Genomic DNA, 14,365 nt, shown 5'->3' on the forward strand with positions numbered 1-14,365 from the left:
TAGATAATCAATTCCCTGCCGTTGCCATGATTGATTCGGCGGCTAATCAATTCCGTGTCTCGCAGCGCCCGACGGCTGCCACGATGGCCTATCAGTTGGTCATAACCATTGAAGAGGTCACGCCGCGTATTTGGCGACGACTCATGGTAACAAGCGATACGACCTTGACGCAGCTGCATACCTATCTCCAAATCGCCTTTGGCTGGGAAGATTATCATCTGCATGAATTTCGGCTGCATGGCGAGGAATGCGACGAGGCGATGACATTAGGGCAGCTGGGGGTGCGGCATGGTGATTTGTTTGACTATGTGTATGACTTTGGCGATTACTGGCTGCATGCCATCGCCATTGAGGATTGTACGCCGATGAATCCCCGCGCACGCTATCCCCGCTGCACAGGCGGCGCTCAACCTGGACCCGAAGAAGATTCAGGCGGCGCGTATGCGTATTCGCAAAAGCTCGCGCGATCACGGAGGGCCAAGGCCGCTGCCAAAAAGCGCACGAACAACGCCGGAGGAACCAGCAAGCCCAAGAAAAAGCGCGCGACGAGCCAGCGGACATTCAGTCAAGCAACGGTGAATCGACGATTGGCGGCATTTTGCGCAGGCGATCCGTTCTACGCGAGTGCGTGATTGAATAGGCGAGGAATCAATCATGTCATTTCATTGGCCAGGCAGTGCCGACGATGGCTGCTCCAATCCAGCTCGCCTCGAAACGGTGCAGCGAACGGGCATGCTCAATAATATCGAGCGAGGGTGCGGGTCGATTGCCTGAAAAGAGATCTTAAGTTGTGCAAGACAGAGGAATGAATTGTTTACGAGCCGAAGAAAAAGCGCCTGACGAGCGCGAGCGCATGGCAGCCAGCGGCGGTTCCGGCAGGCGACCGTGCAGCGACGATTGGCGGCGTTGTGTGCGGGCGTGTGATTGGTTGTGCGAGGAATCAATTTCTTTCTATTCGGGCGTTGTTTGAGACGTGGCCATACAGGGGATGTTGTATCGTTTTGTGATAGGATATACGAACAAAGGATAGTAACCAAACTGCAAAATATAATGCAGAAACGACATAAAAAGCTATTTTTTGTTATTTTAAGTCAAAATCCCCCTATTCTTATCATTTAGATAGATAATCTGCCGTGGACTGACGAAATCCCTCTTATAGATAAAGGATTGTAGTATGTGGCTTGAGTATGGAATAAGAAAAGACAAGAAACGTATTCATATTAGCCAGGTTCCCCGTGGCCGTACTGGTCTACGCTGTCCTTATTGTGATCGTTATCTGATTGCCAAAAAAGGTAAAATTATTAGGCATCATTTTGTCATGATGGCATAACTTGTAATCCTTTGCATAGATTTTCGCCTAAATTAACATGGTCTCATTCTAATATATCATCAAATAACGCTAATATAAAATTATCACAAAAATCTCTAGAAATCGGTATGTATGAAGGATATCACTATACCTATTATCATTCTATACTTCGTGGATATTTACAGAAGAAAGATTTTCGTCGTGCAGAAAAAATTCTTATTGATTTGCTACCTATTATTGAAAAAAGTTGTTTACAATCGCGAAATATTTATGTGTGGGACTACTACCAAATGTTAGCCTCTATTTATTATCGCCTTCAGGAAAATTTCAATGAATACTTGGTGATTGAGCGTTACTTAAACCTTATGACTATGCTCAAAGGTATGCCACATTCAGAAGCACTCCAGCGGTGGCCACAGTTACAGCATTTAATTTCACAGTCCCCATTGGTAATCAATACAATAAACCAGCAAAATCCTCTTTTGATGCAATCGGTTCCTAAAATACTTCACCTACCTTCTTCTATAGCACAAAGAGATGCCTATCCTTATAGCCTAAAGCCGACTATTATCAATCAGGGCGGGTCAGATATTCAATCATCTATAAAGTGGACTCCCTGTCTCACCATAATGATGGTTGTTCTCGGAATACTCATCTGTATTGCTTGCAGGTTATCGTTTTTATAGTGAGATTAGTGCTAGGTTATGATTTTCATCAAGGGTTTCATTCAATCGATTTTTAATTGATATATAACCCATGTTTATAACTAATATGGTTACATCATTGATTCAAAGTCCACAAACCAGTCCACGCCAAGGCCATGGCGGGTTCGCAATGGATGAATACTCCCCCATGCAGGTGATTTTTCAGCCCTGCATGCAAGAAATCGCCAAGCAATGTATCTATTAAAAGAAGAACCCCTAGCCGTAAGCGCCGTGTGAGGAGTCCCCCATGGAATTGCCAGCCCTCATTGCCGTTCTGGTCGATGCGATTCTTGCCCAATGCCCGCAGTATGATCGGACGAGTGTGAACGTGGCGCTCGAATCGGTGTTTGCGGGTCATCCCACGTTGCTTGGTGGTAATTCCATTTCCATGCTGCTTGGCCAGCACAACGATTTTAGGAATGCCACGATTACGATTGGCAGTGTCCATGCAGGCCACACCATCACGGTGCAACTCCCGCAGCCGATTGATCCGCTGCCCGCTGCCCTTGCGGCTCTTGCCTCGATACCGCTGACGGATGTTCCCACGCCCCGTTCCGATCTCCCCCAAGCCTCACGCTTGCCCTTTGAATCCAGCCCCCATTTTGTTGGCCGCGAGACGGAATTGAACGCGCTCGCGCAGGCGATTGGTACGGCCCAGCCAGCGGTCGTCATGCCAGCAGTGGCCACCGGATTGGGCGGCATTGGCAAAACCAGCCTGGTGACGGAATTTGCCTATCGCTATGGAGTCTATTTTCATGGTGGGGTGTTTTGGCTGAATTGTGCCGACCCCGATCAGGTGGCCAGTCAAATAGCAGCCTGTACGGTTGATCTCGGCATTGACTCGACTGGAATGGCGTTTGATAAACAGGTGCAACGGGTTCTCAACGCATGGAAATCCCCGATGCCGCGCTTGCTGATTTTTGATAACTGTGAAGATCGGGCGATTCTTGACCAATGGAAGCCCACCGTCGGCGGCTGTCGCGTGCTGGTCACGGCGCGGTCGGATCATTGGCCAATGCTGACGCAAATTCGATTAGGATTGCTCTCGCCTGCCGAAAGTCGATTGTTGTTGCAGCGACTCTGTGGGCGATTGAGTAACACCGAGGCTGATGCGATTGCCGACGATCTGGGGCATTTGCCGTTGGCGTTGCATTTGGCAGGCAGTTATCTTGCGACCTATTCCCATCATACCGTCGAACAATATCGTAAGGATTTAACCATTGCCCACCGCTCGCTCAAGGGCCGTGGCGCGTTGCCCTCACCCACGCGCCATGAACAGGATGTCGAAGCTACCTTCATGCTCAGCTTTAAGCAGCTTGATCCGAACGATGTGCGTGATGCCGTCGCCTTGGGCATGCTCGATGGCGCGGCGTGGTGTGCGCCAGGTGTGTCGATTCCGCGTGATTTGGTGCTAGCGTTTGTTCCGGATGGGACGGATGCTGATGATGCCGTTGATGCGTTGCGCCGCTTGCAACAACTTGGCATGCTCGATGGCACGGATGCGGTGGTATTGCATCGCTTGCTGGCCCAGGTTGTTCAGACGCAGTTGGGATCGACGGAAACACTGGCCGTGGTGGAAGATCGGATTGGCGCTGATGCATCCCGTGCGAATGAGACGGGTGTGCCCAAGTCAATGCAGCCGCTTGAACCCCATCTGCGCCATGCAACTATGCGTGCCTTGGATCGCGGCGATGCACAGGCAGCCCGTCTCGCCAATAGCCTTGGTTCTTTTGAATCTTTGCGGGGGACCTACGCGGCGGCGCAGACCTTGTATGAACGGGCTTTGGCGATATATGAAGCGGTGTTTGGGTCTGAGCATCCCGATACGGCAACGGGCATGAATAATTTAGCCTCGGTCTTGGAGCAACAGGGGAAATATAAAGATGCTCAGCTAGTCGCAGAACAGGCATTGAATATTCGTCAAAAGATACTACGAAGCGATCATCCAAGTATAGCGAGTAGTTTCAATAGTCTTGGATTGATTGTGTTAAAACAAGGTCAGTATAATGCGGCGGCTACATTTTTCGAACAGGCTATTCAGATCCAAGAGCGCGTATTGGGGGAAGATGATCCAGCCACAAATATAAGCCGTCATAATTTAGCAGGGGTTTTAGCCTATTTGGGGCGTTATACAGAATCACAACAATTACATGAACAAGTATTTATGAGACAAGAACGTGTGTTAGGGCTAACCCATCCCGATACGCTTAATACATTGAATAGTATTGCGCTCCGGCAGGCAGAGCGAGGAATGTATCAGGATGCACAGCGATCCCATGAACGAACATTGGATTTACGGAAAGGGCTACTGGGTGACATGCATCCTCAAACCGCACAGAGTATGCATAATCTTGCCTTTGTCTTAGAAAATCAAGGCCACTATCTGCATGCCCAGTCGCTCTATGAACGAGCTTTCACGATTCGCCAAACAGTTATTGGATTGGATCATCCAGATACTATCTCAAGCCTTGATGGTGTAGCAGGATCGTTGTTGGGCCAAGGGTGTTACAGAGAATCACAACTGAAGTATGAGCAGGCTCTCATGGCTCGTAAACAGATATTTGGACTCATCCATCCGACTACTGCTCTGGCAATGAACAATCTAGGAGTGGTGTTGTTTAAGCAGGAATTATATGGGCAAGCAATTCCGTTGTTAGAACAAGCCCTCAAGATAAATGAGCAGATTTTAGGAGAAACACATCCGACAACTATTAGCGCCATGGAAAACCTTGCAGCTATATTGTTTAAGCAAGGTCGAGATTCTGATGGACAACAACTCTATAATCGAGCATTAGCAATGACCAGGCGGGCATTACTCATAGATGGAGATTCCCACGATATGCAGTTGATGCAAGCAAATCCTACTTTAGCGAAAAAAAAGAATCAGCATGTATTGCAGCGATTAACGAGATGGCTGCCACGGTGGAAAAGAAGGGGGTAATTTAGCTTAACGGCAAGGGCCGACTTTGGTTGGTAAGTTGGCCCTTGATAAGCACACCCACCTCTGCTATACTCCCTTCAGCATGATCTGCGATTCACTACCCATTTGCCGCACAATCAGCTCCGCCGTCAACCAGATCGATAAACAACGGTATACCCGGTACACCATCGTGATGAATAGTGTAAGAAAAATTATGTCAATTGAGGTGTTTCATGGATAAGTCAACCGTGCTCCCACCTGCCGATCTTCCTGACAGCCCGGTCGTGGCCGATCACCGCGCTGCCTTAACCATCCGTGGACTGCAAGCCGATACTGCTGCACAATCGGTGATGATCGCCGAGTATCGCAGTCGGCTCGCTCCCAAAACCCGCCGCCGCCACGAAGTCGATTTGCAAGGCTTTGCCGATTTCTTGGCCACGGTTGGGGTCGTGATTCCGGTGGACGATGAGGAAGTGTCGGTGCTCGCCCACGACCCAACGGCATGGCAAGGGATCACCGCTGGCTTAATCAGTGCCTTTCGCACGTGGATGCTGACCGAAGGCTATGCGATTGGCACCATCAACATTCGCCTGGCCACGGTGCGGACCTATGCGCGGCTGGCCCACCTTGCGGGCGTAATTCCTGCCGATGCCTATAGCCGCATCCGCGCCATTACCGGCTATCGCCGCAGCGAGGGTGACAACCTCGACCAACAGCGCGTGGCCACGGCAAAAGCCACACGAATTGCCACGAAAAAGGCCACCGCCAACATTCTTGAGACCCCGCAAATTATTGAACTGAAGCAATCCCCATGGCGTAATCCCACGGCTCGATCCGAGGCAGTTATCGCCCGTGATGCCCTGCTCGTCTGCCTGTTGGTGGACTTGGGCTTGCGCTGCGGGGAAGTTGCCCTGCTGCGCTGGGACTCGCTGCGCAATGGCCTCTTGACCGTCGCGCGCCCGAAAGTCAAGATTGTCCAGCGTCATCGCTTGCTGGGCGATGTTGACACCGTGCTCGCCCGCTATCAGGCCCTCGTTCCCGCGCCAGCCGATCCGGCCCAGCTGCTTATCGCCAGCTTTGATCAGAACGGCGTGTTTACGTGCTTTGGCCTCTCGGAACGGGCGATCAGTAAGCGGATTCAGCAGCTGGGGGTCTTGATTGGGATTCCAAATCTCTCACCCCATGATCTTCGCCACTCGTGGGCCACCCGCCTGGCCCAGTTGCAGGTGCCGATTCAGGCCCTGCGGGATGCAGGGGGCTGGTCGAATTTTGCTACGCCAGGTCGCTATGTCGCCCAGCAAGCGATTGCCAATGATCGCATTCCCTTGGACAATGATTTGGTGGCAGAGAGCGAATCCTGAGCTATATCCATAATTGTGTTGATTCTCGTATCGACCAAGATACTGGAATTATAGAAAGCCATCATTGATTGCTTAGCGAATCAATGATGGCTTTCTGGTTCTGTGGATTTGTCTTGGTCGGAGCGCAGTTACTCCACGCGAGCAGATGGAATATCGCGTCGGCATTGCGGTTTAAGCCCTCGGCGTCGGGGCAGTGCTATGAACTCGCCGAGTCGCTCAAGTTCATCAAGAGCTACATTAGCGGTTTAAGCCCTCAGCGTCGGGGCAGTGCTATGAACCTTGGCCTTCCACCCTGATTCCGCCAGGACAAACCAACGGTTTAAGCCCTCGCCGTCGGGGCAGTGCTATGAACTCCTCTGTGTCCACTTTTGCGAACGACGCGCCTCCTGCGATAGCCTGCTGGCGATCGTGTATGCCATTGATCATCGCCGTGTGCGTGGTGAATTGATTATGGTCAAATAAATCCAGCAGCATTGATCACTGTGTCCACTTTTTCCAGTGTAGCAACCGTGTCAAGCCCCGATCACGGGGCGCGCTGGATTCGTTTGCGCTTCCTGCGATCGTGCGACAGCTACGGCAGCATATTGCGAAGGATTGGAAACGGCGAGTTTGGTGATCGATAGCGATTGGTTGATAATTGCCAATGCCATGCGGCCGCAATCTGCTGGCGAAGTCCATCAATATACTGATTGGCCTGGGCGTGCTGCACGCTGGACAATGGCATTGAGCGTGATCATACGAGCTGCGCAAACAAGCGCTGGCTGGTGCAGAATCGCTTCCGCGTGCTGGCTGACGTGCGTGTACAAGGCGGTGGTCACAGGTGAACGATGGCCCAACCAGAGCTGAATAATACGCAGATTGACACCCGCTTCGAGGAGGTGGGTAGCCCACGAATGGCGTAAGGTATGGACAGTGGCGTGTTGCTGAATTCCACAGGTGGCAACCGCAAGCCCAAAGGCGCGGCTGAGACCATCGCGGTTCATGGGGCGATCCGCCGTCGGCGAGGGATCGGCTTGGCGGGGCCAGCGTGCAGAAAACAGCCAGATCGATGCCGATGGGTTCGCCAATGCACGCGAAGCACCTGGAGGGCGGATGCGGGCAAGGGAACATCACGATCTTTGTTGCCTTTTCCCGCCCGAATATGGAGCACCATGCGGGCACTATCGATCTGGGACACGTGGAGTTGGAGTCCTTCTTGGAGCCGTAAGCCGCAGGCATAGATGATGGCCAAACAGACATTGGTCAACCGTGATCTGGGCCAAGATGCGGCGCACATCCTCGGAACAGAGGACAACCGGCAGCGTGTGTTCTTTCGGCGCACGAATCAAGTCCAAGCTCGGAAACGTGGAATGCAGGGTTTGTTCATAGAGGAACGTGAGGGCGCACAAGGTACGGGTGATGGTACTGCGCGAGCGGTGCTGATCCTGGCGTAAATACAAGAAATACTGGCGGAGATCGTCATCCGTAAGCTGATCAGGCGGACGTCCAAAATACCGGGCGATCAGGCTAATGGTGTAGAGGTATGACTGTTGCGTGGCGCGGGATAAGCCGCGCAGCTGCATGTCTTCGGTCATCTGGCGGCGGAGTGTGGTCGTCATGGTGAGCCTCCTGTTCGTTGTCACCAACACATAGGAGAAACCGTGCCACGGTCATACAAAAACCGCCTTGGGATGCGCAGAAACTACTGCGCGGAGCGCTTCGTTCAATGACAGTTCTGTCGCGAATATGATGCTTGGTCGCAAGGAGAGATTATTCTACTGCATAATTAACACTCAATTAATGGCTTAATGCTTTATTGACTTTTGTTTTTTATATTGTTATATTCGAGTAGTATTTCTTCTATGGTTAGGAGGCGTTTATGGAAGTAATGGAAGGACGATTTGCTGAGAGGCTACACCAACTTACCACCGCTCTGCAAGAGGGCGACCAAGCAGTTTCAGAAAAGGTAATGCTTCTTAGCGGCTACTCCCGATCAGAACTTGACGGCACTACTAATTACGTGAGCTACGACCGCTTCATGAGTGATTCGTTTTCCAAGGGAGGTGACTACAGCCCTCTTCCTCCTGAACTGGACATTTAGATCGTATTCTTAATATACCATAACAATTATGAGTGGATATAATTAATGGATCCACTCATAATTATATAAAACAGGTAATTTATGAGGAGGAAATCATTATGAGTGAATCACTAGTGATATTACAACCTACTTCTTTTTGCAATATATATTGTAAGTATTGTTATGTTCCTGGTAGATCTGATAAAACACGAATGACTATGGATATACTAGAGAAGATTTTCGATGGTGTCTTATCTAGTAAGATGTCAAAGGATAAGATATTGTTCTTGTTCCATTCAGGAGAACCTCTTACCGTTCCAAAAAATTTTTATAAGAATGCTGCTGAAATTTTGAAACGTCTTTCTATACGGCACAATAAGCCAGCTCGGATGGGTTTACAAACCAATGGAACTCTAATCGATAAAGAGTGGGCGGATATTTTTCAACAGAACAATATGGATATAGGATTAAGTATCGATGGCCCTGATTTCATACATAATAAATATCGTGTTACAAGATCGGGACAAAACACTCATGAAAAAACAATGTATGGCATGAAGATATTACAAGATAATTCTATTGATTTTTCTGTAATCATGGTATTGACATCTTTCGCGCTTGACCATCCAGATGAAATATATAATTTCTTTGTGGAGAACAATATTAAGCGTGTTGGTTTCAACATAGATGAATTTGGCGCTAATCAACATACGTCCTCTTATTATATTGATGGTATCAGTGAAACATTACAAAAGCACTATAAATTTATGCACAGGTTTATGCAGCTAGTAAGCACGAGAGGTAATCATCTGACAGTAAGGGAGTTTTCTAAGTACGCTTCTATGATAATACGGCATGCCAATAATAATACTGGCTTAGTCAATGGTGTTGCAACACCATTCGACATATTAAGTTTTGATATTCATGGAAATTTTATTACCTTCTCTCCAGAATTATTAGGAGCTAAAAATCCTGATAATGAAGATTTTATTCTTGGTAATATCACTAATACGACCATTGAACAGACAGTAGAATCAGAGAAATTCAAACGTATGTATAAATCCATTAAGAATGGTGTGATTAATTGCAAGAATAGCTGTGCATATTGGGATTTCTGTGGAGGCGGATCTCCAGCAGATAAATTCTTTGAGTATGGCAGCTTTGAAGTAACAGAAACAATTAGCTGCAAATCTAGGGTGAAAAATATCCTAGACGTGATGATGGATCATCTAGGTCAAGTATAAACCATGAATCAAAGCGTATTCTTGGAAGAGAATGGGATAAAATACAGATGGAAAGTAATTACTATCTGGGATGCCGCAAAGACTTTAGATCCTATATTGATCTCTATAGAAGAAATAGTATCGCAGTTAGATAATGATCGTTGGTTCAGGCATTACCAGGAGCCCACAGCAAGAAATATCTTGCCACATGTAGTACGAGTTATAAATGCAGATCTCTCATACCCTATTATTATCTCTCCCATGGGCAGCATTCTTGATGGGGTGCATAGACTCATGAAAGCCGTAATACTAGACAAGAAAACCATTATGGCTATACGTTTGCATTCATTACCTCCTTCTGACTCAGAAAATATCGATATATAGTTATAGGGGAAATAATCATGCTTAATGAAGATGTAATACCGGATGATTTCTATAATATAGAACAAAGTGATATTTTATACATAATAAATAAATTTAATCTCACACTATACCTTTGGAATGTCGGGAAATTATACCCAAAGAGTAATATTTTTCCCATAAACAAAAAAAGAGAATTGACAAAGGAATATGAAAATATTTCCAAGTCAATAATAAAATACAAAAATCCATTTACATTCTATATTATAAATAATTTCTTTTCTGAAGATAAAAATGAATTTTTACTTCAATGGCTGAAGAAGGACATCTCATGGAAATACCATCGAGAAAGCTTCTTTGAACAGTTTGAGAGGCACCTCAATTATACAACAAAGGTATCTAGCTGTCCTTGGTTAGTTAGTTCCGAATACCATAATGAGTTACTTAATATGATGGAATCGCTATTTAATATAGAGTTTTCTGATAGAGTAGAAATTGTAGCCCATAAGCTTATAGCTGGTCAAGGCATTGGTATACATACAGATGAACCACATGAAGGTACAGAAAGTCATAGAGTTGTAGTACAACTCAATAGTCATTTTATAGATACGTATGGTGGTCACTTAATATTCTTTAGAAATCAAAATCCCGATAGCATCCACACTATTATAAGACCAATAAATAACACAGCGATTGCATTTGAGTTATCATCTTTATCGTACCATGCTGTGAATAACGTGACTGACGGTGAGAGGTACACTTTGGTTTTTTCATTCTGGAGGAAAGATTCACTTAACATGGTAGAACGATAGTAAAAGCAAAATACACACGATTTGTTGTGGAATTATATTCATTTTTTATATAACTAGATCTAGCAATCCAAGAAATCTCGTTATTATCAAAAATAAAAGGGCATATTACAGATTTACCTATATATTCAACTCTGCCTACAAATATTGGGTGGTATAGAGATTCTATCTCTTCTTGAATGATCCAATCAGTGAAGTTTCTATCAGCATGGTCTAATATCTCGTCTCTCTTATTTGAAGGCATTTTTGATAAAATATAGACATCATTACTATTTGATGAAACCTTCTTCTTGAGAACATAATTGGCTTCATCAAGAATCGTTCTTGAATAAGAATATGAGCCAGCAAGATCACACCAAGGATTAGATTCATTAATATCACACAATGATTTTTTTGAATTAAGGAGTAAATGATCACCTCCATTAAGTAATAGGGCATTTTTCTCTATTGCTATTAATTTTAATCTATCTTTATTATCACAACTATCTATTGAAAATAGCCGCATGAAAATACCTTGACACTGGCCGTCTATTTCATTCATTTTGCGTATATAATTATTGATATTGTATTTACTTAAAATATTAGAAAAAGCTATAGCATAAATCATGCGTTTTTTTGATATATTTTCTTTCTCTAGGAGTATTAAAGTGGAGTGGCGATATTTATTCATAATAGAGTCTAGATGCTTGGAGAATTGCATAGCTGGTATAGGAAGATTTATTCCATAGTATTTATTTACTATTTCGTAAATAATAGTAGCCTCTACTACATACCCTATAGACATATCAATATTCATTTCAACTATACTAAAATTAAGTGGACTTAGATTGCTCATCAATATGTCTGGCCTGCACACTTTTCCTAAAAATTCATATCCTTGAGATTCTTTTTTAGTTACATTGATAGTATTTTCAATAATCTTGTTTCTCAATGCAATACAGAATGAACCTACTTTATCTAGATAACTTTTCGGAAAAGAAAGAATATTTTTGGAAAAATACTCTTCAGGGTACACTATTTCATGCTTCCTAAATTCTTCAATTAATGAACTTATTAATTCATCACTTAATTTATGCATAAAAAATCAACCCACAAAATGAAAAATATTATATTAAGATCATCTGTCATTATCTAAAACCAAAGGTATTAACTAATCATTTGTTGATGAAATAGATAATAAGAGATATAATAGATAGTGGAATAATACCAATAAAGAATGTCTCCCAAACCTCATCGTCTGGAAAATAAATATTATGATCAAGTATTTTTGTTCTAATTATAAAACCCACCAAATATGGTATGAAAAGCGCTAACCTTATCAGTAAATATATGCCATTGTATGCAACTGATATCATTGCTTCGAGTATATTCATAATTACCTCAATTCCTCCAACAGAATCTCAGTGCACACAAACTAGCTGACTCAATCAAGCCGGGGCAAGTGGTTGGTCTGGTTCGTGCTGATTGTGGGTTCAGCGTGGAAACCCTGTAGGGGACACCGACCAGGGACAGTTGGTATCAACAGTAAGGCCAGGCCAATGGTGTATTTAGTCTATCAGTAGAAGTGTGGGCTGTCTAGATGCGCATACGGTTAAATGGCTAAGTTCCTGGTGGTATGAGTCGATGACGCATTGCCAGTGGCTGACGGAGCAGCTTACCCCATGGTTGCCGCAGGGGTATTGCATAAGGTTAACCAGTGATGCGGAATGGGAGGTGGCGGCGGCCTATAAGGGTTAAACCCAAAATTGACTCTGCTGGCGCACACTTAGCCAAGCCCCCCCGGCTCTGGAACATTCTCGGTGCAACGGCTGTTGATGATTGGTTATGGAGGTGATGTCGCTGGCGGCTGCGCAACCAAGCGGATGCGAAGCAGTGCGAGGCTGGCACGGCCATAGGCCTGCCGTTTGAGTAATTTCAAGCGATGAATTTGCCCTTCGACTGGCCCATTGCTCCATGGCCCCGCAATCCCGGCGCGAACCGCTGCTTCATCGTGGCGCAACCGCTGCGCAAAGCGCTGGATATGCCCCGTTGTGGTGACCGCCGCCGTGATCCATGCCGTGAGCGCCGCAGCTTCATGGGCGCGAATCATGGCCAGAAACTGCTCGCTGAGCGTGATCAGCGTGGCACAGTCGGGGTCTGCCGCCGCAACCGCATCCAAAAATGCCTGTTGGCTGGCCGTGCGGCGTGCGGGCGCGAGCAGCACCCATTGGGCGGTTTGTCCGGCTGAGGGAATCCGTCCGTTACTCAAGGCGTGGGTTGGATGGATGATCGTCCGTGGTTTGGTTTTTTGACAGCCCATCAACGCCAGATACCGCCGCACCGCGACCTCGGCTCCGGTGAAGCCTTGGGCGCGAATCATACGCCACAACTGGCGCGGACTCTCGCATCCCGCACTCCATTGCTGCAAGAGGAATTCCTTGTAGGGGTCAAGGGTGGTCCGCCGTAGGGGCTGAACCCAATCAGGGGGGCTGTCCATGGCCAAATAGCGATAGACGGTCGAGCGGTTGGTTGCGACCATCTTGGCAATCGTCACAATATCGGCCCCAGTGGCACGCAGCGCATGAATCTGCGCATGCAGGGCACACAGCACCGCATGGCGGGTAGGATGCCCATTCGGCGAAAAACGGCCCTATGATTAATAAAAGTAAAAATAGTGTGCTGTGTTTTAGCGATACTGGGGCAATACGCTGCCGATTTGGGCATCACCATCGCAATCAACGGCCATAGCTGATACAGCCCTCCCTGTTATCGGTTGTATTCTGGGTCAAAAATGGCGCAAAAATCACCGATTAGCAGTCGTTCACACGCTTTCTACCGCCGATAACGAGGACTATCGGCGGTTGACATGTATTTCTCTGCTGAAAATTGACAGATTTTAAGGCTAGGGCCGTTTTTCGCCGAATGGACATGATACCCGCAGTGCAGGCTAGGATGATCTACTACTTATTATAGGAGATGTGCGTCGATTAGGCGAGTCGTGATTGCACACGTCAAGCATGCGTCGCTTTTCGATTGGCCAATGATCTGGCATTGATACCGAATCCTGAGGGTTTACATGCGCATATCATGTCGCTACAATCAAGCCAGATTCACCCCACGCAAGAAAGAAGGTTGTGACGATGGCTGATAACACTGATGGCTCCGCGCAGCTGCATAATTCGCACATTCATGGGGTTGTTGTCGGAACGAATCTCGGCACGATAATCTATGGCCGCCCACCGGAAGAGGCCGAGCGCCAGCGCTTAGTCGCCTACTTGGAGCAGGTCACGAAAAGCCACAATACGCTGCGCGTGGTCGGGGTTGGCTCATCCCATCTCACGTCAGGGATTGACCTCGCATCCGCCTATATGATGCTGTCGGTACAGGGAATGTATCGAGTATTCAATGCGGAAGATCGTGAGGCTTATACGAAGCATCAATTTAGGTTGGACGATTATTACCAGTTACCAGACTGGATGATGCCAAATCTGGATAACGACACTGGTGTTGTAGTAGTCAATGGGCTAAGCGATAGCCCCCTAATATATCAGTATGTCACCATTTCTCGTTTGAACGCTAAAATCATCACTGGTTCCCTGATCGGGTATGCTTGGGGTGCTATCCAACCAATCAGACCCAGG

At 46.7% G+C, this 14,365-nt stretch carries 12 protein-coding genes and 2 pseudogenes; 10 read left to right on the top strand and 4 right to left on the bottom strand.

The window, feature by feature from the left end; all coding sequences use genetic code 11:
- From JOD20_RS25685 to JOD20_RS26640, 6 genes are all read left to right on the top strand, one after another.
- On the top strand, positions 1-632 hold a 632-nt coding region (locus tag JOD20_RS25685), incomplete at its 5' end, for a plasmid pRiA4b ORF-3 family protein (protein ID WP_204758025.1).
- A 173-nt stretch (positions 633-805) separates the two neighbouring features.
- Positions 806-970 carry a hypothetical protein gene (locus tag JOD20_RS25690; protein WP_204758026.1) on the top strand — a complete coding sequence of 55 codons (165 nt, stop codon included), beginning with the start codon at positions 806-808 and terminating at the stop codon, positions 968-970.
- 204 nt (positions 971-1,174) lie between these two features.
- On the top strand, positions 1,175-1,330 hold the full coding sequence (locus JOD20_RS25695) for a competence protein CoiA family protein (protein WP_204758027.1): 156 nt from the start codon (positions 1,175-1,177) through the stop codon (positions 1,328-1,330).
- A 107-nt stretch (positions 1,331-1,437) separates the two neighbouring features.
- Positions 1,438-1,995 (top strand): hypothetical protein, encoded by a 558-nt coding sequence (locus tag JOD20_RS25700; protein ID WP_204758028.1) that lies wholly within the window; start codon positions 1,438-1,440, stop codon positions 1,993-1,995.
- Between the two features lie 265 nt (positions 1,996-2,260).
- A complete protein-coding gene (fxsT, locus tag JOD20_RS25705) occupies positions 2,261-4,954 on the top strand; it encodes an FxSxx-COOH system tetratricopeptide repeat protein (protein ID WP_204758029.1) in 2,694 nt (897 codons plus the stop codon).
- Between the two features lie 212 nt (positions 4,955-5,166).
- The gene (locus JOD20_RS26640) at positions 5,167-6,294 is read left to right on the top strand and encodes a tyrosine-type recombinase/integrase (protein ID WP_239584084.1); all 1,128 of its coding nucleotides are present in this window, start codon (positions 5,167-5,169) and stop codon (positions 6,292-6,294) included.
- A gap of 677 nt (positions 6,295-6,971) precedes the next feature.
- Here the strand turns inward: JOD20_RS26640 and JOD20_RS25715 are convergent.
- Both JOD20_RS25715 and JOD20_RS25720 read right to left on the bottom strand, forming a co-directional pair.
- Positions 6,972-7,570, bottom strand: a pseudogene (locus JOD20_RS25715) (tyrosine-type recombinase/integrase).
- Positions 7,455-7,892, bottom strand: coding sequence for a site-specific integrase (locus JOD20_RS25720; RefSeq protein WP_204758030.1), 438 nt, complete (start codon positions 7,890-7,892; stop codon positions 7,455-7,457). The pseudogene JOD20_RS25715 and the gene JOD20_RS25720 overlap by 116 nt, the downstream one beginning before the upstream one ends.
- A 260-nt stretch (positions 7,893-8,152) precedes the next feature.
- On the opposite strand from JOD20_RS25720, the gene JOD20_RS25725 reads away from it, so the two are divergent.
- From JOD20_RS25725 to yhhC, 3 genes are all read left to right on the top strand, one after another.
- Positions 8,153-8,374: a hypothetical protein gene (locus tag JOD20_RS25725; protein ID WP_204758031.1), complete on the top strand. Its 222-nt coding sequence runs from the start codon at positions 8,153-8,155 to the stop codon at positions 8,372-8,374.
- Positions 8,375-8,472: 98 nt separating this feature from the next.
- Complete coding sequence (grrM, locus tag JOD20_RS25730) at positions 8,473-9,597, top strand: cyclophane-forming radical SAM/SPASM peptide maturase GrrM/OscB (RefSeq protein WP_204758032.1); 1,125 nt, start codon at positions 8,473-8,475, stop codon at positions 9,595-9,597.
- A gap of 380 nt (positions 9,598-9,977) precedes the next feature.
- A complete protein-coding gene (yhhC, locus tag JOD20_RS25735; protein ID WP_204758033.1) occupies positions 9,978-10,748 on the top strand; it encodes a cyclophane-containing peptide 2OG-Fe(II) oxygenase YhhC in 771 nt (256 codons plus the stop codon).
- On the opposite strand, the gene JOD20_RS25740 is transcribed toward yhhC, so the two are convergent.
- Both JOD20_RS25740 and JOD20_RS25745 read right to left on the bottom strand, forming a co-directional pair.
- A complete protein-coding gene (locus JOD20_RS25740; RefSeq protein ID WP_204758034.1) occupies positions 10,729-11,823 on the bottom strand; it encodes a hypothetical protein in 1,095 nt (364 codons plus the stop codon). The genes yhhC and JOD20_RS25740 overlap by 20 nt on opposite strands.
- 744 nt (positions 11,824-12,567) lie before the next feature.
- Positions 12,568-13,335 (bottom strand): transposase, encoded by a 768-nt coding sequence (locus tag JOD20_RS25745; RefSeq protein WP_204758035.1) that lies wholly within the window; start codon positions 13,333-13,335, stop codon positions 12,568-12,570.
- A gap of 529 nt (positions 13,336-13,864) precedes the next feature.
- Between JOD20_RS25745 and JOD20_RS26650 the strand changes: the two are divergent.
- Positions 13,865-14,365: pseudogene (locus tag JOD20_RS26650) on the top strand (hypothetical protein); the annotation flags it as partial.

The organism is Herpetosiphon giganteus (assembly GCF_016907925.1).
GTDB lineage: Bacteria > Chloroflexota > Chloroflexia > Chloroflexales > Herpetosiphonaceae > Herpetosiphon > Herpetosiphon giganteus.